Genomic DNA, 24,091 nt, shown 5'->3' on the forward strand with positions numbered 1-24,091 from the left:
CTGCTCCGGCTCAGGTCTGACGGTGGACCAGCACATAGCGCAAGCTGCTGCCGGGTCGGGCGAGCAATCTGAGCTTCACCTTGACCGGGCGCATGCGCAGCGTAAGCACGTAGTCGATGGTGTCGTCGAGCACGCTGCCGTCCTGCTGCGCGTCCTCGAAGCGCTGGGCAACCATGAAGTTGTTCATGCACGGCGCCACCACGGTGAACAGCGCGTGCCCGATCACCCGATCGGGCGACAGGCCGGCGGCGGCCGATTCGAAGCGGTTGTAACGCCGGACCTGGGTCGCGTCGTCCATGGCGATGACGCCGAAGTCGAGGCTGTCGAGTTCGGCGTCGCTGGCGCGGTCGAGATAGTCAAACAGTGCGGCGTCGGAATAAGCGATGGTCTGTTCCGTGTTCATGGGGCTCCCTGGGTCGGTATCAACGGACACCCTGAGGTGCGCCGGATGGCAAGGCGGAGGCAGTGGACACTCCGGATGACGAAGCAGTTATCGGGACATGCGCCCGCGAACTTGAGAAGGCGCTCAGGGCGAGATCGGCCAGTCGGCGGACTTGCCGCGGGCGTCTAGCGGCAACCGGTCGCCGAACGACCAGGCGCGTGGACATTCGGGCGCCGACAGACGTTCCCTTACCCACGCTTCGAGCTGCGGCAACAGTGCTGACGCGGGGATGCCGGCGCTCGGCACGACGAAGGCCTTCAGCCGCTCGCCTTCGGCCGGCGACATCAGGCGCACCGCGCACGCCTCGACCTGCGGGTGCTCGAGAAGCACGTCGCGCACCCGCGCCGGAAACACGTTCACGCCAGCCACCTGCACCGCTTCGTCGCGCCGTCCGGCCAGCCGGAACCGCCCGTCGGGCAACCACTCGATCACGTCCTGCAATGCAGCTCGACACTCGCCACCGTCCGCCGTCGGGCGCACCAGTGCCGCGTCGTCGGCCACCGCGCGGCGCCAGTGCGGCATCAGCGTGTAGGGCGCGCCGGCGGTGTCGCGCCAGCCGATGCCGGCCGTCTCCGAACTGCCGTAGATCTGCAGCAATCGCGCCAACCCCTGCGCAACCAGCGCGTCGGCCAGCGCATCCGGGCAGGGCGCGGTGGAGCTGGTACCGATGATGTCGGCCGGCAGCTGTGGACCGAAGCGGGCGAGCAGCGACCAGTGCGCCGGGTGACTCACCAGCAGGTCGCCCGGCTGCAGCCGGGCGGCCAGCGCCTGCGGCGGCAGCGGCCGCACATCGACGACATCGCATGTACCCAGACGGGGCGGCAGCAGGACGCCGAAGATGAAGCCATAGATGTGATGGACCGGCACCGCGACCAGCACCCGCCGGCGCGGCCCGATGCGGGCGGCCAGCGCATCGGCCTCCTCTTCCAGCATGGCCAGCGCGTGTGTGCAGGCCTTCGGCGTGCCGGTGCTGCCTGACGTGCGGAAGGTCAGGCGGCGGCCGTCCTGCGCCAGCCCTTCGCGGGCCAGCGCGCAGTACTCGCCGAAAGTACTTGCCGCCGGCAGCGCGTCGATCACCGTGCTGTCGTGCAGCTGCAGCAGTTCGGCGATGGCGGCGGCCAGCGTGTAGCGCTCCAGTGAATCCAGTCCGAAACCGCTGTCGTCGAACGCCATCGAAGCCGGCCACGGCGGCGGCGGCAAGGGCGAGCCACCGGGCCGCAGCCGTCGCACCTCGTCGGCGATCAGGTCGGCCAGCACGCGTTCCAGCGCCGGACCGTCGGCGTGCCAAGGGGCGCTCATCCGTCCGACTCCAGCACGTCGCCTGCGCTGCCTGCGCGCAGCACGCCCACCAGCCGGGTCAGTTCATGGTCCAGCGCGCGGTCCTCGACCACCAGCGGAATGCGGGACTCGAGCCACGACTGGGTGTGCGCCAGCACCGGCGGCAGCGCACCAGCGTCGATGCGGCCGCGCAACGCGACCGCCTGCCGCGCCGACACCAGCATCGCCGCCAGCACCTGTTCGCCCAGTTCGAGCACGCGCAGGCAGTCGCGCGCGGCGATCGTGCCCATGCTCACCTTGTCCTGGTTGTGGCATTCGGTCGAGCGCGAGAACACCGACGCCGGCAGGGTGGTCTTCAGCGCCTCGGCGGTCCACGCCGACACGGCGATCTGCAGCGCTTTCAGGCCGTGGTTCAGTGCGCCGCGTTCGCCGGTTGCGGCGCTCAGGTTGTCCGGCAGGCCTTGGCTGAAACGGCTGTCCACCAGCAGCGCGAGCTGGCGGTCCAGCAGGTCGAGCACATTGGCGACCGCGGTCTTCAGGCTGTCCATCGCGAACGCGACGTGACCGCCGTAGAAATGTCCACCATGCAGCACGCGCCCGCTGTCCGGGTCGATCAGCGGATTGTCGTTGGCGCTGTTCAGTTCGTTCTCGATCAGCGTCCGCGTGAAGGGCAGCGCGTCTTCGAGCACGCCGATCACGTGCGGCGCGCAGCGCAGGGAATAGCGGTCCTGCAGCCGTGCCGGATTGCGTGCCGCGCCAGCGTCGCAGGCGAGGTCGCGACGCAGCCGGCGGGCCACTGCCTGCGGTCCGGGGTGAGGCTTGGCGGCGAACAGCAGCGCGTCGAAGTGATGCGGATTGCCGGCGGTCGCGAACACGTTCAGCGCGGTCAGGCGGGTGGCGACCCGGCTGCAGCGCTGCGCCCGCTGCCAGGCGAGACAGGCCAGCGCGGTCATGACGGCGGTGCCGTTCATGATGGCCAGCCCCTCCTTCGGTTGCAGCGACAGGGGCTGGATGCCGGCTGCGGCCAGCGCCTCGCGCGCCGGCATGCGCCGCCCGCGCCACCGCACGTCGCGCTCGCCGCACAGCGCGGCGGCGACGTAGGACAGCGGCGTCAGGTCGCCGCTGGCGCCGACCGAGCCTTCGGCCGGAATGCAGGGCAGGATGTCGTGCTCCAGCAGCGCCGCCAGATGCTGCAGCAGTTCGTAGCGCACACCGGACATGCCCTGGCACAGCGAGGCCAGCCGCGCGGCCAGCACCGCGCGTGTCTCGTCGGCCTCCAGCAGGCGCCCCATGCCGACGCCGTGATAGGTGTAGAGGTGCTGAGGCAGCTCCGCCACCTGCGCGGCGGGCACCGCCACCGTGCACGACTCGCCGTAGCCGGTGGTGACGCCGTAGATCACGCCGTCGTCGGCGAGCAGCTGCAGCACGACGCGGGCGCCGGCGTCGATGCGGGCGCGGAAGGCTGTCTCGGTCGACAGCACGGCGCGTCGCCCGCCCTCGGCGATCGCGGCGATCGCCTCGATGTCGAGCGGGCGACCGTCGAAAACGACGTCATCGTGTTCCGGGGCGGCGGCGGTCATGAAATCCATATCGAAGTGGGCACGGAGGCGAAGCATGGCAGCGCACGGCCGGGCTGCGCAGTGTTGCCCCGGCGCCGCGCCGAAACGAAGACAGCGGCGGCGCGGCGGCGGTTCATCCGGCGCAGCGCTGTTCGACCTGGCGATGGAACAGCGCACCGGCCGCCACGCTGGCCGCCCACGCGAAGGCAAGCGCCGCTGGCGCGGTGTCCGGCGTAGCGCCCCACAGACGGGTGACGACGGCGTTCACCAGCATGGCCACCGGGTAGTGGATCAGGAAAACTGAAAACGAAATCCGGCCGAGGAAGGCGAGCGCCGGAATGTCCGGCCAGCGCGCCAGGAGCCCGCTGCGCAGCCCGCCCCACAACAGCAGCGCCACGCAGCCGGCGAAGGCGACGCGTTCGCGGTGTTCGAGTGTCAGCGCCAGCAGCACGGCGGCGGCAACCGCCACGCCCCACAGCAGCGAGCGGCCTGGTCTGGACAGCCAGCAGACGGCAGCCCCCAGAGCATAGACACCGAAATAGTAAGGACCGGCGACGTCCCAACCGGTGTCGCGATTGATCACGAACAGCGACGCGGCCGCGACACCGGCGGTGATCGCGGCGAGCACCGCGGTAGCCCTTAGCGGGCCGGTGCGCGAGGCCAGCCAGACCAGCAGCGCCGCCATCGCGTACAGCTGGAAGTCGATCGCCACGTACCAGACACCGGCCGACAGCGCCTCGACGCCGACGATGTCCTGCAGCAGCAGTGCGTGCGCGAGCAGCTGACCGACCGAGGGCTCGGCGGGGAGGCTGGGATCGTCGATCAGCGCGCGCGCGATCGCCGCGCAGGCGACGCTGATCAGCACGGCTGCCATGCAGGGCAGCGCCAGCCGGCGATAGCGCTTCCACAGCACCGCCGGCAGCGACAGCGGTCGCGGCTGCAGCGCCGGCGCCAGCGCGCGGGCGGCGAGGAAGCCGCCGATGACGAAGAACACCTGCACCGCCAGCCGCCCGTCGTAGTAGAGCCAGTCGGCCAGCTTGGGGAAGCGGCTGCGGAAGGCATCGGCCAGCGGACCGTAGGCGACCAGGTGATGCAGCACGATAAGCTGCGACGCGACCGCCTTCAGCGTGTCGAACGCCGCGAGGCGCGACGTGTCGTCGCGTCGGTCGGCGCGTAAGCGGGCATCGGTGCCGGCCGTCGGGGCGTACATTGCGGGGGATTCCAGGGCGAAGCCCGGCATTGTGCACGCCGCTGCCCCGAATTCAAGACCGGCAGCGTCAGCCGTCGCCGCGCGCCACCTTCGCCTCGTAGGTGGCAAGATCCATCAGACCTTCCTGCATCGCCTGCCGGCGTTCGTGTTCCGGCAGCACGTCCTGCACCATGTCCAGCCGTTTCCACGACGCGAGCGGCGTCACGCACTCCGCCTTCGGCACGTATTTCGACTGTTCGAGCTTGCGGTACCGGTGCACGTAGCGCGGACAATTCACCCAGATCTTGCTGACCGTCACGCGCACCAGGTACTTGGCTTCGTCATAGTCGGCCAGCAGCGGGTGCTCGGCCAGGAATTCGGCGACGCCCTGCACGCGCACGCGGTGCGGGTTCTCGAAATCGATGAACAGCAGGCCGACACGCGACTGGCCGACGATATTGCCCAGCGAGTAGAACATGCCGTTCCCGTCGTAGCCCGGAAACACCAGCGTCTGCGCGTCGAGCACCTTGACGAAACCGGTCGGGCCGCCCTTGTAGGACACCGTGGGGTTGCCGTCGGGATCGACCGTCGACAGGAAGAACATGTCGCGCGACGCGATGAAGTCCCGCTCGGCATCCGAGATCTGCTCATGCACCCAGCCGGTGTCGAGCATCTCCGCCAGACCGGTGGTGCCGTAGGCCTGTTGCAGTGCGCGATGATGGTCCGAATACAGGGAAGTCATGGCGGTTCTCCTCGGCTGGATTGCGGCGAACCGGGCGGACCAGCTCGCCGGCGCATCGAACGTGCGCGTGCATCCATGATAGGGAGCGCCGCGCGGGCAAGATGCCCGCCACGCCGCAGGTGCTCAGTGCGCCTCGTCCCAGTTGCGACCGACGCCGGCTTCGACCTTCAGCGGCACCGACAACTGCGCCACACCTTCCATCAGCGCCGGCACACGCTCGCGTACGAGGGCCAGTTCGGCCTCCGGCACTTCGAGCACCAGTTCGTCGTGCACCTGCAGAATGAGCCGCGTCTTCAGGCCTTCGGCGGTGAGCCAGCCGTCGACCGCGATCATCGCCAGCTTGATCAGGTCGGCCGCAGTGCCCTGCATCGGCGCGTTGATCGCGGCGCGCTCGGCGCCCTGACGACGGCCGACCTGCTGGGCGCGGATGTCCGGCAGCTGCAACCGGCGCCCGAACACGGTTTCGACATAGCCCTGCTCGCGCGCCAGCGCGCGCGTTTCGTCCATGTAGCGGGCGACGCCCGGGTACTGCGCGAAGTAGCGGTCTATCCAGCTCTGTGCCGCACTGCGCTCGATGTCCAGATTCTTCGCCAGGCCGTGCGCGCTCATGCCGTAGATCAGGCCGAAATTGATCACCTTGGCGTAGCGGCGCTGTTCGCTGCTCACCTCGTCCGGCGGCACGCCGAACACTTCCGACGCGGTGGCGCGGTGCACGTCCTCGCCGTCGGCGAAGGCCTGCAGCAGGCGGGCGTCCTGCGACAGGTGGGCCATGATGCGCAGTTCGATCTGCGAATAGTCGGCGCTGACCAGCACGTGGCCCGGCGGCGCGATGAAGGCGGAGCGGATGCGCCGGCCTTCGGCGGTGCGCACCGGAATGTTCTGCAGATTGGGATCGACCGAGGACAGCCGGCCGGTCACCGCCACCGCCTGACCGAAGCTGGTGTGCACGCGGCCGGTGTCGGCGCGCACCATGCGCGGCAGCTTGTCGGTGTAGGTGCCCTTCAGCTTGGCCATGCCGCGGTATTCGAGGATGAGCGCCGGCAACGGGTAGTCCAGCGCCAGCTGCGACAGCACCTCCTCGTCGGTGGACGGCGTGCCGGACGGCGTCTTCTTGATCACCGGCAGCTTCTCCCGCTCGAACAGGATTTCCGCCAGCTGCTTCGGCGAATTGATGTTGAACGGCTGCTTGGCGGCGGTGTGCGCGCGCTGTTCCAGTTCCAGCATCTTCTGGCCCAGCTCGTTGCTTTGCGCGGCCAGCGAGGCGCTGTCGAGCAGCACGCCGGTGCGCTCCATGCGGAACAGGATGTCGGACACCGGCAGTTCGATGTCGCGATATATATATGCGAGCTTGCTGTCGGCCTGGACGCGTGGCGCCAGCACTTCGTGCACGCGCAGCGTCACGTCTGCGTCCTCGGCGGCATAGGCGGCGGCGCGATCGATCGCCACCTGCTCGAAACCGATGCGCGCCGCGCCCTTGCCGGTCACCTCGTCGTAGCTGATCACCTTGAGGCCGAGGTGGCGGGTGACCAGGGTGTCGAGGTTGTGGTTGCGGTCGGCCTCCAGCACATAGCTTTCGAGCAGCGTGTCATCGACCACGCCGGCCAGCCGGATGCCGTGGTTGGCGAACACGTGGCGGTCGTACTTCAGGTTCTGGCCGAGCTTGCCGTGCGTCGCCGATTCCAGCCAGGGCTTGAGCTTCGCCAGCACCTCGTCGCGCGGCAGCTGAGCCGGTGCGTCGGGATAGACGTGGGCCAGCGGCAGGTAGGCGGCCACGCCGGGTTCCAGCGCGAAGCTCATGCCGACCAGCTGCGCTTCCATCGGCTCCAGGCTGGTGGTTTCGGTGTCCAGCGACACCACCCGCGCCGCCATCAGCTTCGCGTGCCAGCGATCGAAGGCCGCCCAGTCGAGCAGGGTTTCGTAGTCGGCGCGGTGGCTGCCTTCGGGTGCGGTCGACGGCGCGGCGTCCTCGGCCGGCGCCGGTGCGTTCACCGTCTTGCGCGGGCCCTTGGCCAGATCGTCGAGCAGGCCCTTGAAACCGTAGCGCTCGTAGAGCGGGCGCAGCGCCTCAGCGTTCTCGCCGTCCGAGGTCAGCGATTCCAGCGGCTGCGGCAGTTCGACGTCGCACTTCACCGTCAGCAGCTTGCGCGCCAGCGGCAGGAAGTCGAGGTGGGCGCGCAGGTTCTCGCCCACCTTGCCGCCGATGTCGGCCGCGTTGGCGACGACGGAATCCAGCGTGCCGCCGTACTGCTGCAGCCACTTCACGGCGGTCTTCGGGCCGCATTTGTCCACGCCCGGCACGTTGTCCACGCTGTCCCCGATCAGTGCGAGGTAGTCGACGATGGCCGACGGCGGCACGCCGAACTTGGCCAGCACGCCGGCCTCGTCCAGCTTTTCCTCGCTCATCGTGTTCACCAGCGTCACGTGCTTGTTCACCAGCTGGGCGAGGTCCTTGTCGCCGGTCGATACGACGCAGTCGATGCCGCGCTCGGTCGCCTGCGCGGCCAGCGTGCCGATCACGTCGTCGGCCTCCACGCCCTCGACCATCAGCAGCGGCCAGCCGAGCGCGCGTACCGCCTCGTGGATGGGCGCGATCTGCGCCGCCAGGTCTTCCGGCATCGGCGGCCGGTGGCTCTTGTAGTCCGGATACCAGTCGTCGCGGAAGGTCGGGCCCTTGGCGTCGAACACGACAGCGCGATAGTCCGCCTTGTAGTCGCTTGCCAGCCGCCTTAGCATGTTGATGACACCGCGCAGCGCGCCGGTCGGCTCGCCCTGTGCGTTGCGCAGATCCGGCATCGCATGGAAGGCGCGGTAAAGGTAGGACGATCCATCGACGAGCAGCAGCGTGGGCATGGCGGATTCCGCGTGGGGACATTCAGTCGGCCCGCGATTATCGCCGCACCCGCTCCCGGCCGTCACAATCACCGGATACTTTTCCCCATGAGCGCAAAAGACAAACTGCCGGGCATGATCGACCCGGGCGAAGCGGCACGTACCAGCAGCGCACGCGAGGCCTGGCGCGTGTTCGGCATCATGGCCGAATTCGTCGAGGCGACCGAGCGGCTGCAACAGATCCGGCCGGCGGTCAGCATCTTCGGCAGCGCCCGCACGCCGGTCGACCACCCCTACTACCAACTCACCGAACGCGTCGCGCGCGAGCTGTCGGACGCCGGTTTTTCGGTCATCTCAGGCGGCGGCCCGGGCATCATGGAAGCGGCCAACAAGGGCGCCTTCCACGGCAAGTCGCCGAGCGTGGGCCTGAACATCCAGTTGCCGATGGAACAGCACGCGAACGTCTACCAGGACATTTCGCATTCCTTCGAGCACTTCTTCGCCCGCAAGTACATGTTCGTGCGCTTCGCCGCCGCCTACGTCGTGATGCCCGGCGGTTTCGGCACGGTGGACGAGCTGATGGAAGCACTGACGCTGATCCAGACGCGCAAGAGCCGCAGCATTCCGGTCATCCTCGTGCATACGCCGTTCTGGGCCGGCCTGATCGACTGGTTCCGCAACACGCTGGTGGCCGAAGGCATGATTTCGCCGGAAGACATGGACCTGGTGCAGATCATCGACGACCCGGCGCAGATCGTGGACGCGATATTCCGGCATTACGAGAACCGCAGCTTCATGCCGCTGCCTGAGGAACACGAGGCGATGTTGAATCTTTGAGGAGCAGGGGCTAGGGGCTGGAGACTAGGGGCTAGCGAAAATCTCGCGCGGCGACCGCCGCGCCTGTTCGCTCGCCCCTGACCCCTAGCCTCTAGCCCCCGCCTCGCTGCCCCCCGCCCTGCCTCTGTTAAACTGCCGGAATTACGAAGGATTTTCGATGCGTCCGCTACTTTTTGCAGCAGTTTTCGCAGCCGCGCTGGGCAGTGTGGCGCCTGCGGTGTATGCCCAGGCCGGTCGTCCGCCTGACCTGCAGCCGATTCCCGAACCGCCGCCGCCGCCCGAGCCGCTGGAAGGCGAAGTGGCCGTCGAGCCGCAGATCACCATCATCCAGCGCGGTGAGGAAACGGTGGAAGAGCACCGTGTGAACGGCAAGCTCTACATGATCAAGGTGACGCCGCGTCACGGCGTGCCCTACTACCTGATGGACGAGAACGGCTCCGGCGCGATGACGCGCTATGACGATCTCGATTCGGGCCTGCGCGTGCCGAAGTGGGTGATCTTCTCGTTCGACTGACCCGCGCGCGCCGCCGGCGCGTGCCCAACCATCCGTTCTGACTCGTGTCCGTCTTCACCACCGTCACCGCAGATGAGCTGCGCGACTGGCTGAAGAATTACTCCATCGGCCATCTGGTGTCGCTGGAGGGAATTCCGGCCGGCATCGAAAACACCAATTACTTCGTCGACACCTCGCACGGTCGTTACGTGCTGACGGTGTTCGAGAAGCTGACGCGCACCGAACTTCCGTTCTACGTGCATCTGATGGCGCATCTGGCACGCCACGGCATTCCCTGTCCGGCGCCGATCGCCGACCGTGACAACGAATACCTCGGCACGATCCACGGCAAGCCGGCCATGCTGGCCACCCGGCTTGCCGGCCGCTCGCAGATGGAACCGGGCGCGGCGCACTGCGCCGCCATCGGCGGCATGCTGGCCACCATGCACGTGGCCGGCCAGAGCTACGGCCGCCGCTTCGACAACCCGCGCGGCTACGGCTGGTGGCTCGAGACGGCGCCCAAGCTGCTCGGCTTCCTGCCGGACGACGAGCGCGCGCTGCTCGAAACCGAAATCGCCTTCCAGCGCGAAGCCCGTGAACAGGGGCTGTGCCGCGACCTGCCCTTCGGCGTCGTGCACGCAGACCTGTTCCGCGACAACTGCCTGATGGATGGCGAACGCATCGGCGGCATCATCGATTTCTATTTCGCCGGCGACGACTACCTGCTGTTCGATCTCGCGGTGACGCTGAACGACTGGTGTTCCGACGCCTCCGGCGAACTGGTGGCGGACAAGGCCGACGCATTGATCAAGGCCTACCACGCCGAACGCCCGCTGTCCGACGCCGAGCACCGTGCCTGGCCGGCGATGCTGCGCGGCGCTGCGCTGCGCTTCTGGATGTCGCGGCTGTACGACTTCCACATGCCGCGCGGCGGCGAGATGGTGCACACGCACGATCCGGCCCGCTTCCGCGACGTGCTGCGCGCGCGCATCGGCGCCGGTGACGCACTGCCATGGCGGTGAGCCTGCAGGCGCGTACCTTGCCCGCACTCGCCGGTTGGTCGTGGATCAGCGGCGGCTTCGCGCTGTTCCGCCGCAACCCGCCGCTGATGACGGCGCTCACCATGACCTATCTGCTGGTCATGGTGTTCCTGAACATCGTGCCGCTGCTCGGGCCAGTGCTGGTCGCGGTGTGCCTGCCGGTGATGTCGGTCATCGTGTTCAACGGTGCCCGCATCCTCGACGAGAAGCGAGACATCGACGCCGCCGGCCTCAAGCAGGGGCTGATGGCGAACGCGCGCACGCTGGTGCAACTGGGTTTCGTGCACCTCGGTGGGTCGCTGGTGGTGGTGCTGATCCACACGCTCATCTTCCAGATGCCGGAGGGCACAGCGGCCGACGCCGACGAAGAGCTGTTCATGCGCACGCTGATGCAGCTGCTGCCGCTGGTGCTGCCGCTCATCCTGATCATGTGGTTCCCGCCCTATCTGATCGCGACGCAGAACATGCCGCTGGGCAAGTCGCTGTTCTTCGGCGCCGTCGCCGTGCTGCGCAACGCCGGCGCCTTCATCGTCTATTTCGCCGGCGCGGCGCTGCTCGGTGTCGGATTGCCGATGCTGGTGGTGCAGGCGCTCGGTGGCGACGGCAGCCTGGCCAGTGCGCTGCGCTTCCTGTTGCGCATCGCACTGCTGTTCGTGCTGGTGCCGACGCTGGCCGCCAGCCTGTACGTGAGCTTCCGCCAGGTGTTCGCGCCGGACGAAGCGCCGGCGCCCGAGCCCGCCGATGAGTGAAGCGCTGCCGCTCGGCGTGTTCGGCGGCACCTTCGACCCGGTGCATGTCGGCCACCTGAGACTGGCGGAAGAGGCGCGCGAGGCACTCCAGCTCGGTCGCGTGCGCTGGATTCCGGCCGGTCAGCCCTGGCACCGCGCGGCGCCGCGGACTTCGCCGACGCACCGGCTGGCCATGGTCGAGGCGGCGGTGGCATCGAACGAGGCGTTCGAGGTCGACGGCCGCGAAGTCGCGTCCGGCCGGCCGAGCTACACGGTGGATACGCTCACCGCGCTGCGCGCCGAACTGGGCGAGGCGCTGCCGCTGGTGCTGATTCTGGGCACCGACGCATTCAGCCTGCTGCACACCTGGCACCGCTGGCGTGATCTGTTCGCGCTGGCCCATATCGGCCTGGCGACCCGCGCCGGTCAGGCGGTCGATGCCGCGGCGCTGGATCCGGCGCTGGCGGCCGAACTGGCGGCGCGCGGCGGGCGTGATGCGCAGGTCTTGCGCGAGCGGCCGTCCGGCGCCATCGTACGTTTCGACATGACGCCGCTGGCGGTGTCGGCGACCGACATCCGGGCGCGGCTGGCGCGCGGCGAGCGCTGCCGCTATCTGCTGCCCGACCAGGTATTCGAATACATCCGCCTTAACCGGCTCTACTGAAGGTTTTACATGGATATCAATGCATTGCAGGCGCTGGTCATCGACGCGCTGGAAGACATCAAGGCGAAGGACATCGAGGTGATCGACACCTCGAAGTTCAACGCGCTGTTCGACCGCCTGGTCATCGCCAGCGGCGACTCCAACCGGCAGACACGCGCACTGGCGCGCAACGTGCAGGAAAAGGTGAAGGAAGCCGGCGGCACGGTAATCAGCGTCGAGGGCGAGGACACCGGCGAATGGGTGCTGGTCGACCTCGGCGACCTGGTCGTGCACGTGATGCAGCCGGCGGTACGCGCCTATTACAACCTCGAAGAGCTGTGGTCGGGCTCGGCCAAGCCGTCGACCGACAAGTCGGCTGCAGCCCGCGCACGCGGAACGGCGGCGCGTTGAAACTGCTGGTGATCTGCGTCGGGCACCGCATGCCCGACTGGGTCGACGCCGGCGTGCAGGAGTTCGCCCGCCGCATGCCGCGCGACTCGGCCATGCAGATCGTCGAAGTGAAAGCCGAACCGCGCACCCAGGGCAAGCCGGTCGAGGTGCTGATGGAGGCGGAGCGCGCACGCATCGAACAGGCGATTCCGCCACGTGCCCGCATCGTGGCGCTCGACGAGCGTGGCGACGACCTGAGCACCGTCGCACTGACCGCGCGGCTGCGCCGCTGGCGCGCCGAGGGCGACGACGTGGCGCTCCTCATCGGCGGGCCGGACGGCCTGTCACCGGCGCTGAAATCGCGTGCGCACGAGCTGATCCGCCTGTCCAGCCTGACGCTGCCGCACGCGCTGGCCCGCCTGCTGCTGACCGAAGCGTTGTATCGTGCGGTGAGCCTTGAAGCAAATCACCCCTATCACCGCGAATGAGCCTTTCGAACACCGTTCCGCCCGTCCTCTATCTCGCGTCGCGCAGCCCGCGCCGGCGTGAACTGCTCACCCAGATCGGCCTGAGCTTCCTGATGCTTCCCTTCCGCGGCCTGCCGCGCGAAGACATCGACGTGTCGGAAGACGTGCGCGACGGCGAGGACGCCGAAACCTATGTCGTGCGTGTCGCCCGTGCCAAGGCGCTGGGCGGCGAACAGCGTCTGGCCTGGCGGCGCATGTCGGCCGGGCTGGTGCTGTCGGCCGACACCACGGTCGAGATCGACGGCGACATCCTCGGCAAGCCGGCCGACGCCGCCGACGCCACCGCCATGCTCACCCGCCTGTCCGGCAGCACGCACCGCGTGCTGACCGCGGTCGCCGTCAGCGACGGCCGGCGGCTGGAGCACGCGCTGTCCATTTCAACCGTGCGCTTCGCGAAACTCGAACCGCGCGACATCGAACGCTATGTGCTCAGCGGCGAACCGATGGACAAGGCCGGTGCCTACGGCATACAGGGCCGCGCAGGTGCCTTCGTCGAACACCTCGAAGGGTCCTACACCGGCATCGTCGGCCTGCCGCTGAACGAAACCTGGCAGCTGCTGCGCCGCTTCGGCATGGACATCTGATCCGATTTCCCACTTTCCGGTCCGCATCATGAACGACCAGTTCCTCATCAACTTCACGCCGCAGGAAACGCGCGTCGCCCTGCTGCAGCAGGGCGCGGTGCAGGAACTGCACATCGAGCGCAGCAGCGCGCGCGGCATCGTCGGCAACATCTATCTCGGGCGCGTCGTGCGCGTGCTGCCCGGCATGCAGTCGGCCTTCATCGACGTCGGCCTCGAACGCACCGCCTTCCTGCACGTCGCCGACATCTGGGAAGCGCGGCAGAACGGCGAGCCGCCGAAGCCGATCGAACGCATCCTGACCGAAGGGCAGAGCGTGCTGGTGCAGGCGCTGAAGGATCCGATAGGCACCAAGGGCGCACGCATGTCGACGCAGATCAGCATCGCCGGCCGGCTGCTGGTCCATCTGCCGCAGGACCGCCACGTCGGCATTTCGCAGCGCATCGAATCGACCGAGGAACGCGAGGCGCTGCGCGCGCGCATCCACGCGCTGCTACCGCTGGAGGACCCGGGCGGCTATATCGTGCGCACCATGGCCGAGTCGGCCAGCGACGAGGAACTGGCAGCCGACATCGCCTACCTGCGCAAGACCTGGCAGGAGATCCGCAATCGTGCCAAGACCGCCAAACCGCCCACGCTGGTGTTCGAGGACCTGACGCTGGCGCAGCGCGTGCTGCGCGACCTCGCCTGCGCCGACACGCAGAGCATCCAGGTCGACTCGCGCGAGAACTACGTGAAACTGCGCAGCTTCGCCGAGGAATACATGCCGCAGCTGACCAAGCTGCTGGAGCACTACACCGGCGAGCGCCCGCTGTTCGAACTGCACAGCGTCGAGGAGGAAATCGAGAAGGCGCTGGCGCGCCGCGTGGACCTGAAGTCCGGTGGCTACCTGATCTTCGACCAGACCGAAGCGATGACGACGATAGACGTGAACACCGGCGGCTTCGTCGGCTCGCGCAATTTCGACGAAACCATCTTCAAGACCAACCTCGAAGCGGCGCACCAGATCGCCCGCCACCTGCGCCTGCGCAATCTCGGCGGCATCATCCTGATCGATTTCATCGACATGGAAAGCGAGGAACACCGCGCCCAGGTGCTGGCCGAACTGCACAAGGCGCTCGGCCGCGATCACACGAAGATTTCGGTCAGCGGCTTCACCTCGCTCGGCCTGGTCGAAATGACGCGCAAGCGCACCCGCGAATCGCTGGCCCACGTGCTGTGCGAACCCTGCCCGACCTGCGGCGGCCGCGGCGAAGTGAAGACCGCGCAGACCATGAGCTTCGACATCCTGCGCGAACTGCTGCGTGAAGCGCGCCAGTTCAGTGCGCGCGAATTCCGCATCCTGGCCCACCCCAAGGTGGTCGACCTCTTCCTCGAAGAAGAGTCGCAGGCGCTGGCCATGCTGTCGGACTTCATCGGCAAGCCGATCTCGCTGCACGCCGAATCGAGCTATTCGCAGGAACAGTTCGACATCGTGCTGCTATAGAAATCGAGAGACGAGTCAGAGCGAATAGCTAATAAAGATGCTGCTCATGCGCCGTTCTCAGTGGGGCCAAATCCGTCTTGCCGGCTGGTTGCACTTGGTTCGAGAGCGGAAAAACACATTTTTTCAAAAAGATCTCGACCTGTTCCCAACTCGCCCTCTCTGATCGCAGGTTAATAAGTTTTTGAGTGGCCATATGGATCTTTTCCAGCGATGTTCTCGCTTGTTCGCGTTGGTCATACAGCGAATGGGTATGTGATTTTTGACCTGCATACGTCTGGAATTCCCTGATTGGATTGGTTCGACAATTCATATCGGAGTCGTCAGTTGATTCTCCCTCTCGAATCGCATGAGACCCAGAAAAGCTATCCTGAACCATGTGAAGAAGACTGCCAAATGCCATGTCTTCGATATCCATATTATTCCTAAACCAAGGACGCCCCAATGCAAATAATTCTTCTATGGTGCGCGATTCCCCCAGCCGAAAGTGATCGTTGATTCCGACGATTTTTACCGCGGACAACCTATCTGCTCGGCTTACTTTCCAGTCATCGGGAGATCTTCCGTCAATTCTCCACATAAGCTCTGCCCACATTAATATTTTTCCACGTGTTTCCTCCGCCGCCTCGTCCTTTCTCGTGGCCATTGAGTGTAAAAATTGAAGATCGCCAAAATGACTTCTTGCTAGCAATGACCCCTTGCCACCGGAGTATGCAAGAGGGGACTTTTTGGCGACTTTTTGAACGTGTTTAAAGTGGGCAATCCAGCAGTCAGGCGCCAACGAGAAGCTGATTGTCCCAACAGGAACAAAGTTGCCCTCTCTATCTTTTTTTCTTCTGCATGCCTTGTGATCGTTTCGATAAATGTAGCTATTCTTTGACTCGTCGAAAGAGAACGGTGGATCGTCATTCCAAACTACGCCGGCCAAAATCGCCGCGGACACGTCGCTTCTTGAGCAAAGATTGAAATCGCACCCATGTGCGTGAGCGCTTAATTGCTCATGCACAGGACTTGAATAAAGGTGAACCCCGAGATCGAACACAGGAAAGTGCGACCTAAAGGATATATCGTAGCTTTTTGCTCGCCGCACTTCCGTATCAGATGGCTTTGGGTGCAATTCGTATGAATTCGCAGGGCTGAAAGTCACAAACATCAAAAGCACTACCGCATGCTTAAGAATGCGCTTTCGAAATCGTTCTCTCCGTCCCGGCACGCCAGGAATCGCATTTAGCGCCCTCATTCCTGACCTCCTTGTCCCGTTGTACCTTTGTCATCGGATTTGTATAGCTCGCAAGAGAATATTATTCGCGTTATCGCCGCATCTCTTTTGGCCTGATCGCCTCCTGCAGCAATGTAATCGTTCAGATATTTTGACGTATTGTCGATTATTTCATTGCGCGTTCTTTGTTGCCCCGCATAATCGTACCCAACGCCCACAAGTTGTTGTTGGGCGGTATTCATAACACCTGCGGTGCCGCTGAGCAGAGCAGTCGTAACGGCAGACGTATGCCCCGACAGCGCAGACCCAAGCAGTCCCGCAATTGCTCCTGTAGTTGCTGTCCAGAAAGAGAACTGTACCGCTGCGCTTGCTCGCTTTTCATATCGATTGACAACCGTCTTGCAGTTTTCGATTGCTGCTCGTAGCGCTTCGTCAGTAGCCAATGCCGATGTTGTCCTGTTGGCAATATTTGACGCTGCTGAGGTATCGTCGGACTCAGCTCCATATACGAAACTCTTGTTGATTACCGTCAGTGCCACCATGAGAACCGATGCGTAGATTTTCCGTTTCATCGCGTGACTCCTCTCGAGTAGAGCTCGGTACACGGGCACCGTCAAAATGTGAGAAATTGTAAAGCCATCATGCTATATACCTAGACCACTGCTGCGAGATGTCAAGTGAGTTGCTTGGCGTAAGCAAGTGTGGCGTTCTGTGTGGCGTTCTTATTGCCGATGAGATATCTGGCCGCGGTAGGTTGTGCGTTGAACGCAGGAGCTCATCCTTTCGCCCATGAGAGCAACCGGAGCTATCTCAGTAGCCTGCAGGGCTCGCGATGCTGTCCAACTTCATCGGCAAGCCGATCTCGCTGCACGCCGAGTCGAGCTATTCGCAGGAGCAGTTCGACATCGTGCTGCTCTGAGTCCCGGGAGCGCGGCCGTCGCGTGACAACGCGAGGCTGACGGACACGGCGTTTTTGTGGTCTGATTGAATGCAAATCGATCACAACAAATCGCAGGCCATCATGACCGGATCCGGACTGAAAGAGCGCATACGCGCGATCAAGCTCGAAGTGATGGCGCTCGCCGTCGCGGCGCAGGACACGCGCACGCCGCGCCGCGCGAAGATCCTGCTGCTCTTCCTGCTCGCCTACGCGGCCAGCCCGATCGACCTGATTCCGGACTTCATCCCGGTGCTCGGCATGCTGGACGAGGTGGTGCTGCTGCCGCTGGGCATCTGGCTGGCGGTGCGCATGATCCCGCCCGACGTGATGGAGGCGGCCCGCGCCCGCGCCCGCGCCGGCAAGCTGCCGGCCAACTGGGCGGCCGGCATCTTCATCCTGCTGCTGTGGGCGGCATCGATCGCCGCCATCGCCTGGTGGTGGATGAACCGGAGCCCGGCAGCGTGACAGGCTGCGCCGGCCTGCGCTGACACAATTCCTTGCAATCCCGTCAATGACTTACAATCGGGCCGCAATCAGAGCGGCCCCGCAAGAGGCCGCGGCAAAAAACTGACCGGTGCCTGCGATGGGACTCAGACTCAAATTCAACCTCGTGCTGATCGGCGTGTTCGCGATCGGTCTGGCCGCCTGTGCGGCGCTGTCGCACCGGCTGCTGCATGACAACGCGCGCGCCGAGGTCGAGCGCAACGCCCGGCTGATGATGGAAACCGCGCTCGCCATCCGCGCCTACACGGTGAGCCAGATCAAGCCCCACCTCGATCCGATGCTGGCCGAGCAGTTCCTGCCGCAGACGGTGCCGGCGTACGCGGCGACCGAAACGCTGAACGAGCTGCGCAAGAACCACCCGGAATACGCCTACAAGGAAGCGACGCTGAACCCGTCCAACCCGCGCGACCGCGCGTCGGACTGGGAAGCCGACCTGGTGGCCAGCTTCCGCAACGCGATGGACGTGAAGGAGCTGACCGGCGAGCGCGACACGCCGACCGGTCGCCACATGTATATCGCGCGGCCGATCCAGATCACCAATCCGGCCTGCCTCGCCTGCCACAACACGCCGGCGACCGCGCCGCCGAGCATGGTCAAGGTGTATGGCGAAGCGAACGGCTTCGGCTGGAAGTTGAACGAAATCATCGGCGCCCAGGTGGTGTCGGTGCCGATGACGGTGCCGGTGAGCAACGCCGACCGCGCCTTCACCACCTTCATGGCCTCGCTGGTGGGCGTGTTCGTGTTCGTCATGGTGGCGCTGAACCTGATGCTGGAGTGGCTCATCATCCGCCCGGTCGCGCGCATGTCGGCCGCCGCCGACCGCATCAGCACCGGTGACTTCTCGGTGCCGGAATTCGGCGACGGCGGGCGCGACGAGGTATCGGTGCTCGGCGCCTCCTTCAACCGCATGCGACGCAGCCTGGAAACGGCGATGCGCATGATAGATAGCTGAGCGCGGCGTGAGCTCCACTCCTTTCGGCGACGACGACGAGGCGTTCACCGAAGACAGCGTGAACTCGGACGTGCTGGCCGGCAGCGGCTTTCTGCCGACGGCCAACGCCAGCCCCGGAGCGCTGCCGGTCGGCTGGGCGCTGAACGAGTACCGCATCGAATCGCTGCTCGGCGGCGGCGGCTTCGGCCTGACCTATCTGGCGCACGACACGCTGCTTGACTGCAAGGTCGCGGTGAAGGAGTTCCTGCCCACCGACATCGCGGTGCGCGGCGACGCGCAGCGCGTGCTGCCTCGGGCGGGGCCGGCGGTCGAGATGTTCGAGCAGGGCCTGCGCCGTTTCCTCGACGAATCGCGCGCACTGGCCACCTTCCGTCACCCCAACATCGTGCGCGTCAGCCGCTTCTTCGAAGCCAACGGCACCGCCTACATGGTGATGGACTACGTGCAGGGGCGCACGCTGAACCAGTGGGTGCGCGAGCGCAACGACGCGATCGACCGCACGACACTGCTGGCCATCGTCAAGCCGCTGCTCGACGGCCTGCAGGTGGTGCATGACGGCGGCTTCCTGCACCGCGACATCAAACCGGCCAATATCTGCATCCGCGACGACGGCACGCCGGTGCTGCTCGACTTCGGTGCGGCGCGCCGCTATCACGACACCGAGCACACGCTGACCGCCATCGTGACGCCCGGCTTCGCGCCGTTCGAGCAGTACCACTCGCACGGCAATCAGGGGCCGTGGACCGACATCTACTCGCTGGCCGCCGTCATGTACTGGCTGGTGACCGGACAGCGCCCGGTCGAATCGGCCGCCCGCGTGCACAACGATCCGCTGCGGCCGGCCGCCAAGGCCGCCGACGCAGCCACCTTCGGCGCTTCGCTGCTGCGCGCCATCGACTGGGCGCTCGAACCGCACGAAACCCGGCGCCCGCGCAGCGTGGCCGACTTCCGCCGCGTGTTCATGCCAGTGCCGGCGGCGCGCGGCCCGCTTGCGTCCGGCACGCCGCCGGCGCCGGCGGTGCGCGCCAGCGGCGCGTCGGAAGAGCGGCGCACCATCGTCTGCAGCGTGCTGTACGCGCAGATCGACCGCAGCGTCGATCTCGATACGGCGCAGCGGCTGGCCTGCAAGTCTGAGCTGGACGACGCACTGGCGCGCGCCGCGCGCTCGGTCGACGCTGACAGCCGACTCATCCACGACACCGAGGACGGCGCCGCGCTGTGCCTGCTCGGCCAGCCCGAGGACGCCTGCGTGGTGGCGCAGCGGCTGCGCGCGCTCGATCTCGGCGACGAGGGCGGCGGCCTGCGCCAGGGCATCAATCTGGGTCCGGTGCGGGTGACCCGCGCCGGCACCGGCGCGCTCGACGTGCACGGCGACGGCCTCGATGCCGCGCGCACGCTGGCCAGTCTGGCGCGCGCCGGTCAGGTGCTGGTGTCGCGCGCCTATTTCGAAACGGTGTCGGCGCTGGGCAGCGGCGCGCCGGTCGGCCTGCACGCCACCGGCCAGCGCGCGGAAATCGCCTCGCGCAGCCAGGAGGTGTTCGAACTGGATGCGCGCAGCGGCATCACCCGCCGCGTCGACGATGCCCAGCCCGGCCTGGCGCAGGACGCGCTGACGCCGGTGCTCGAAGCGCTGCTCGCCCGCCACATCGGACCGATGGCGCGCGTGCTGGTGACGCGCATCGGACCCAAGGTGGCCAGCCCGGTGCTGCTGATCGAACAGCTGGCGACGCACATTCCGGGCGACGCGCAGCGCGCCGGTTTCCTGATCGAGGCCAAGCGGCACATCGCCGGCACCACCGGCGTGTCGTCGACGGTGCGCAGCGCGTCGATCGACACGGTCAGCGCCTCGCGCCGCAGCGCACCGCTCACCACCACTTCGCGCAGCAGCGCGTTCGGCCCGCGGCCGCTGGACGACGCGCTGATCGCTGACATCGAACACCGTCTGGCCCGGCGCATCGGGCCGATGGCGCGCATCCTGGTCGGCCGCGCGCTGAAGCGGGTGAGCGACGAACAGGCGCTGCTCGACGAGCTGTCGCGCGACATCCCCGACCCGGTGCAGCGCGCCGCCTTCCTCGCCGGCAAGTGATATGGCAGCCATGAACCGCTGCCCGCACTGCGGGCGGGACACCATCGCGCGTCTGATCAAGCTGACCGCCCGCGCCAAGGCGCCGGCCGTGTGTCCGGAATGCGGCGGGCGCTCGTGCACCGGCATCACGCCGCTGTCGCTGTTCGGCTACTTCGCGCTCATCCTGGTCTGCGGCACGCTGCTGCGGCTGGCCGCGCGCACCGGCAACCGCTGGTCGCTGCTGGCCGTGCTGGCGCTGTTCGGTGGCGGCTTCCTCTACATTTCCTACCGCACGCCGCTGGTGAAGCTGGAGCGCTATCCGCTGCAGCGGAACATCGCCATCGCCGTCGTCATCGCGGTGTTCGCGGCCGGCGGCTGGTGGTGGTTCAGCAGCGGCGTCTGAACGGCGGGCTCAGCAGCGCGCCGCGCTGCACGGTGACGACGCGGTCGCGGCGTCGGCCGGCCGCAGTGCGTCACCACCCTGCTGCGCCTGCAGCGTGCGCGGCCAGTCGGCGACCATCGCATCGAGCCGCGCCTTGATCGCCTCGCCGACGGCGATCTGCGGCTCCGACGGCTCCAGCCCCTCCGCCGCTTCCCGCGTGCCGACCGCGGCGCGGGCGCGGGCGAAGGCTTCGGTGAAGGACGGTGTTTCACGCAATGCCTCGTCGAAGAAGGCGCGACCGAAGAAGGTCCAGTCGGCTTCGTGCGAACAGCCGTGCGAACTGCGGTCGGCGCGCGCCGCCGACATGACCAGCGTATCCGGCCCGGCCAGCGGCCCGACGAAGCCACCCGAATAGCAGGCCGACACCAGGATGACGCGGTGGCGGATGCCGGCCGCGTCGAGCAGGGCACCGAGGCGCTGCGGCGTCAGCTGTTCCAGTTCCCACGGCCACAGGCTGAGGTCGAAGCGGTGGTCCTCGGCGCCGTGCGAGGTCAGGAACACGAACAGCACATCCTCTTCGCGGTTCATCCGCTCGCCGAGCGCGCGCAGGCTGGCTTCCATCGCGCTAACGGTGGCCAGCGGCCGGTCGAGCACGGTGGCCGGGTTGTTGGCCAGCACGATGCTGCGCCCGCCGGTGCCGAAGCGCTCGGCGAACAGGCGTTCGACCTTGTCCACCTCGCGCAGGAACACGTCCTGCGCGCCGTGACCGGCGATGGCCAGCAGGAACAGTTCCGGCCGCCCCGCTTCGCCCGGCTCGACGCGCGCGATCGCTTCGGTCAGCAGCAAGGGCTGGCGGTAGATCAGCGCTTCGCTGCGGGCGGCCTGCCAGCGCGCCGTTTCGGCGTCGTCGTCATCGGTCTGCGTCGCCACCCACAGCGGCATCTGCGTGCCCAGCATCGCGGTCGGCAGCAGGTAGCACAGGCCGACGATGGCCAGCATGCCGAGCCGCCGCGCCGGCTTCGCGTCGAACACCTCGCCCAGCAGCACGGCCGAGGCGATCAGCCCCCAGGCGGCCGGAGCCCACCAGACGAGCGTCACCGCATCGCCCAGTTCCGCCCATACCTCGGCCGGCAGCAGCGCGAGCGCATTCCACAGCAGCGACAGCCAGATCCACAGCGCCGCCATGCCGACCACGCCACGCAGCCAGGCCTCCGGACGGCCGGCCAGACGGGCAGCCGCCCACACGGCGAGCATGAGCCAGGGCAGGTGGAACAGCTTGCCGGCCAGCGCGTCGGCCATGAACCGGCCATCCGGACCGGCGCTCGCGAAGTCGAAACCGAAATCGAGCGCCAGCGACAGCAGTTCGAGCGCGATCCAGGCCGCCGCGCCGGCGCGCAGTGCTGGCGCGGCCTTCCACAGCAGCAGAGCGCGCAGACCGGCGCCCAGGTTGCGGGCGAGGTCGGCCAGAGGCGAGCGGGGTGGCGTCGGTTCCAGTTCCATCGTCGGATGCCGTAAATCGTGCGGAGGTCGGGAACGGATTATCCGTTGCCGCACTCTGTAACGGGCGCTGAACGTGAAACCGGGTACTTCACCCGGCAGACGCGGGACGCGACGCTATAATCCAAAGCTTCCGAGGAGCGCTGCAAGGTGCCGCAAGGCCCCCAGGCTCGGACCCCGCCAGACCGTCACGGTCGCGGGCACTTTTGCAACGGCGCTCACCTGAACCCGCCGCCCGGGCAGCAATCCGGCCGCGGATGGCAGGTGAGACACCGCCTGCCGCATCAAAAGGAGCCCGTAATGAATGCACCCGCCGAACTGAAGGATTACGTCATTGCCGACCTGTCGCTGGCCGACTGGGGACGCAAGGAAATCGCCATCGCCGAGACCGAAATGCCCGGCCTGATGGCGATCCGCGAGGAATTCGCGACGCAGCAGCCGCTGCGCGGCGCCCGCATCACCGGTAGCCTGCACATGACCATCCAGACCGCCGTGCTGATCCAGACGCTGGAGGCGCTCGGCGCCGAAGTCCGCTGGGCCTCGTGCAACATCTTCTCGACCCAGGACCACGCCGCCGCCGCGATCGCCGCCGCCGGCACACCGGTGTTCGCGGTCAAGGGCGAGTCGCTGGAGGAGTACTGGGACTACACCCACCGCATCTTCGAATGGCCGGACGGCGGCTACAGCAACATGATCCTGGACGACGGCGGCGACGCGACGCTGCTGCTGCACCTGGGCACCAAGGCCGAAACCGATCCGACCGCGCTGCACCACCCGGCGAGCGAAGAGGAAATCTGCCTGTTCAACGCGATCAAGGCCACGCTGGCGCGCGACCCGAACTGGTACTCCAAGCGCATCAAGCACATCAAGGGCGTGACCGAAGAAACGACGACCGGCGTGCACCGCCTGTACCAGATGCACAAGGAAGGCCGCCTCGCCTTCCCCGGCATCAACGTCAATGATTCGGTCACCAAGTCCAAGTTCGACAACCTGTATGGCTGCCGCGAATCGCTGGTCGACGGCATCAAGCGCGCGACCGACGTGATGGTGGCCGGCAAGGTGGCCGTGGTCGCCGGCTACGGCGACGTGGGCAAGGGTTCGGCGCAGGCGCTGCGCGCGCTGTCGGCCCAGGTGTGGGTGACCGAGGTCGATCCGATCTGCGCGCTGCAGGCGGCGATGGAAGGCTACCGCGTGGTCACGATGGACTACGCCTGCGAACACGCCGACATCTTCGTCACCGCCACCGGCAACTACCACGTGATCACGCACGATCACATGGCGAAGATGAAGGACCAGGCCATCGTCTGCAACATCGGCCACTTCGACAACGAGATCGACGTCGCCTCGGTCGAGAAGTACCAGTGGGAAGAGATCAAGCCGCAGGTCGATCACGTCATCTTCCCCGACGGCAAGCGCATCATCCTGCTGGCCAAGGGTCGCCTGGTGAACCTTGGCTGCGGCACCGGCCACCCGTCCTACGTGATGTCGTCGAGTTTCGCCAACCAGACCATCGCGCAGATCGAGCTGTTCACCGAAACCTCGAAGTACCCGGTCGGCGTCTACACGCTGCCCAAGCACCTCGACGAGAAGGTGGCGCGCCTGCAGCTGAAGAAGCTGAACGCGCAGCTGACCGAGCTGACCGACGCGCAAGCCCGCTACATCGGCGTGCAGAAGGAAGGCCCGTACAAGCCGGACCACTACCGCTACTGAGTGTCCGGTTCGCGGTTGGCGCGCCCCTCGGGTCGCGCCAATGAAAAAGGCCATCCCGCGG

23 protein-coding genes and 1 riboswitch are annotated in these 24,091 nt (G+C 66.7%); of the genes, 14 read left to right on the forward strand and 9 right to left on the reverse strand.

The annotated features are described in order from the left end of the window. Positions 1-10: 10 nt before the first annotated feature. The 6 genes from METFAM1_RS0113380 to polA form a co-directional block, all read right to left on the reverse strand. Positions 11-403, reverse strand: a complete 393-nt coding sequence (locus METFAM1_RS0113380) for a phosphonate transporter (protein ID WP_019915835.1) — start codon at positions 401-403, stop codon at positions 11-13. A 123-nt stretch (positions 404-526) separates the two neighbouring features. After that, positions 527-1,741, reverse strand: coding sequence for an AMP-binding protein (locus tag METFAM1_RS0113385; protein WP_019915836.1), 1,215 nt, complete (start codon positions 1,739-1,741; stop codon positions 527-529). Then, positions 1,738-3,300 carry an HAL/PAL/TAL family ammonia-lyase gene (locus tag METFAM1_RS0113390; RefSeq protein ID WP_024300697.1) on the reverse strand — a complete coding sequence of 521 codons (1,563 nt, stop codon included), beginning with the start codon at positions 3,298-3,300 and terminating at the stop codon, positions 1,738-1,740. Before METFAM1_RS0113390 ends, METFAM1_RS0113385 begins: the two co-directional genes overlap by 4 nt. A 112-nt stretch (positions 3,301-3,412) precedes the next feature. Continuing rightward, positions 3,413-4,489: an acyltransferase family protein gene (locus tag METFAM1_RS0113395; RefSeq protein WP_019915838.1), complete on the reverse strand. Its 1,077-nt coding sequence runs from the start codon at positions 4,487-4,489 to the stop codon at positions 3,413-3,415. A gap of 67 nt (positions 4,490-4,556) precedes the next feature. Beyond that, positions 4,557-5,210 (reverse strand): pyridoxamine 5'-phosphate oxidase family protein, encoded by a 654-nt coding sequence (locus METFAM1_RS0113400; protein ID WP_019915839.1) that lies wholly within the window; start codon positions 5,208-5,210, stop codon positions 4,557-4,559. Between the two features lie 123 nt (positions 5,211-5,333). Then, complete coding sequence (polA, locus tag METFAM1_RS0113405) at positions 5,334-8,060, reverse strand: DNA polymerase I (protein WP_019915841.1); 2,727 nt, start codon at positions 8,058-8,060, stop codon at positions 5,334-5,336. An 87-nt stretch (positions 8,061-8,147) separates the two neighbouring features. Here polA and METFAM1_RS0113410 point away from each other — a divergent pair, with 87 nt between their 5' ends. The 9 genes from METFAM1_RS0113410 (at position 8,148) to rng (ending at position 14,764) form a co-directional block, all read left to right on the forward strand. After that, the gene (locus METFAM1_RS0113410) at positions 8,148-8,876 is read left to right on the forward strand and encodes an LOG family protein (protein ID WP_019915842.1); all 729 of its coding nucleotides are present in this window, start codon (positions 8,148-8,150) and stop codon (positions 8,874-8,876) included. 157 nt (positions 8,877-9,033) lie between these two features. Next, entirely contained in the window at positions 9,034-9,390 is a 357-nt protein-coding gene (locus METFAM1_RS0113415) for a DUF2782 domain-containing protein (protein WP_019915843.1), read from the forward strand. Positions 9,391-9,434: 44 nt separating this feature from the next. Further along, on the forward strand, positions 9,435-10,391 hold the full coding sequence (locus tag METFAM1_RS0113420; protein ID WP_019915844.1) for a homoserine kinase: 957 nt from the start codon (positions 9,435-9,437) through the stop codon (positions 10,389-10,391). Continuing rightward, positions 10,382-11,158 carry a BPSS1780 family membrane protein gene (locus tag METFAM1_RS0113425; RefSeq protein WP_019915845.1) on the forward strand — a complete coding sequence of 259 codons (777 nt, stop codon included), beginning with the start codon at positions 10,382-10,384 and terminating at the stop codon, positions 11,156-11,158. The genes METFAM1_RS0113420 and METFAM1_RS0113425 overlap by 10 nt, the downstream gene beginning before the upstream one ends. Beyond that, positions 11,151-11,801: a nicotinate-nucleotide adenylyltransferase gene (gene nadD, locus METFAM1_RS0113430; RefSeq protein WP_019915846.1), complete on the forward strand. Its 651-nt coding sequence runs from the start codon at positions 11,151-11,153 to the stop codon at positions 11,799-11,801. The genes METFAM1_RS0113425 and nadD overlap by 8 nt, the downstream gene beginning before the upstream one ends. A 9-nt stretch (positions 11,802-11,810) precedes the next feature. After that, the gene (rsfS, locus tag METFAM1_RS0113435; protein ID WP_019915848.1) at positions 11,811-12,191 is read left to right on the forward strand and encodes a ribosome silencing factor; all 381 of its coding nucleotides are present in this window, start codon (positions 11,811-11,813) and stop codon (positions 12,189-12,191) included. Beyond that, the gene (rlmH, locus tag METFAM1_RS0113440) at positions 12,188-12,658 is read left to right on the forward strand and encodes a 23S rRNA (pseudouridine(1915)-N(3))-methyltransferase RlmH (protein WP_019915850.1); all 471 of its coding nucleotides are present in this window, start codon (positions 12,188-12,190) and stop codon (positions 12,656-12,658) included. The genes rsfS and rlmH overlap by 4 nt, the downstream gene beginning before the upstream one ends. Beyond that, complete coding sequence (locus tag METFAM1_RS0113445) at positions 12,655-13,281, forward strand: Maf family protein (RefSeq protein WP_019915851.1); 627 nt, start codon at positions 12,655-12,657, stop codon at positions 13,279-13,281. Before rlmH ends, METFAM1_RS0113445 begins: the two co-directional genes overlap by 4 nt. A 28-nt stretch (positions 13,282-13,309) precedes the next feature. Next, entirely contained in the window at positions 13,310-14,764 is a 1,455-nt protein-coding gene (gene rng / locus METFAM1_RS0113450) for a ribonuclease G (RefSeq protein WP_019915852.1), read from the forward strand. Positions 14,765-14,792: 28 nt separating this feature from the next. Here the strand turns inward: rng and METFAM1_RS20905 are convergent, their stop codons facing one another. Continuing rightward, a complete protein-coding gene (locus tag METFAM1_RS20905) occupies positions 14,793-16,001 on the reverse strand; it encodes a hypothetical protein (protein ID WP_157256627.1) in 1,209 nt (402 codons plus the stop codon). Continuing rightward, positions 15,998-16,552, reverse strand: coding sequence for a hypothetical protein (locus tag METFAM1_RS20910; protein ID WP_157256628.1), 555 nt, complete (start codon positions 16,550-16,552; stop codon positions 15,998-16,000). The genes METFAM1_RS20905 and METFAM1_RS20910 overlap by 4 nt, the downstream gene beginning before the upstream one ends. A 449-nt stretch (positions 16,553-17,001) precedes the next feature. Here METFAM1_RS20910 and METFAM1_RS0113460 point away from each other — a divergent pair, with 449 nt between their 5' ends. The 4 genes from METFAM1_RS0113460 (at position 17,002) to METFAM1_RS0113475 (ending at position 20,844) form a co-directional block, all read left to right on the forward strand. Further along, positions 17,002-17,385 (forward strand): YkvA family protein, encoded by a 384-nt coding sequence (locus METFAM1_RS0113460; RefSeq protein ID WP_232415935.1) that lies wholly within the window; start codon positions 17,002-17,004, stop codon positions 17,383-17,385. 118 nt (positions 17,386-17,503) lie between these two features. Further along, the gene (locus METFAM1_RS0113465; protein ID WP_019915854.1) at positions 17,504-18,376 is read left to right on the forward strand and encodes a Tll0287-like domain-containing protein; all 873 of its coding nucleotides are present in this window, start codon (positions 17,504-17,506) and stop codon (positions 18,374-18,376) included. Positions 18,377-18,383: 7 nt separating this feature from the next. Continuing rightward, positions 18,384-20,462, forward strand: a complete 2,079-nt coding sequence (locus METFAM1_RS20405) for a protein kinase domain-containing protein (protein WP_024300699.1) — start codon at positions 18,384-18,386, stop codon at positions 20,460-20,462. Position 20,463: 1 nt separating this feature from the next. Then, positions 20,464-20,844: a hypothetical protein gene (locus METFAM1_RS0113475; protein ID WP_020647593.1), complete on the forward strand. Its 381-nt coding sequence runs from the start codon at positions 20,464-20,466 to the stop codon at positions 20,842-20,844. A 9-nt stretch (positions 20,845-20,853) separates the two neighbouring features. Here METFAM1_RS0113475 and METFAM1_RS0113480 read toward each other — a convergent pair whose 3' ends face one another. After that, positions 20,854-22,323 carry a C13 family peptidase gene (locus tag METFAM1_RS0113480; RefSeq protein WP_019915856.1) on the reverse strand — a complete coding sequence of 490 codons (1,470 nt, stop codon included), beginning with the start codon at positions 22,321-22,323 and terminating at the stop codon, positions 20,854-20,856. 126 nt (positions 22,324-22,449) lie between these two features. Then, a riboswitch (S-adenosyl-L-homocysteine riboswitch) is annotated at positions 22,450-22,547 on the forward strand. Positions 22,548-22,620: 73 nt separating this feature from the next. On the opposite strand from METFAM1_RS0113480, the gene ahcY reads away from it, so the two are divergent. Then, complete coding sequence (gene ahcY, locus METFAM1_RS0113485; protein WP_019915857.1) at positions 22,621-24,030, forward strand: adenosylhomocysteinase; 1,410 nt, start codon at positions 22,621-22,623, stop codon at positions 24,028-24,030. Positions 24,031-24,091 lie beyond the last annotated feature (61 nt).

Origin of the sequence: Methyloversatilis discipulorum (genome assembly GCF_000527135.1) — a bacterium.
Classification (GTDB): Bacteria; Pseudomonadota; Gammaproteobacteria; order Burkholderiales; family Rhodocyclaceae; genus Methyloversatilis; species Methyloversatilis discipulorum.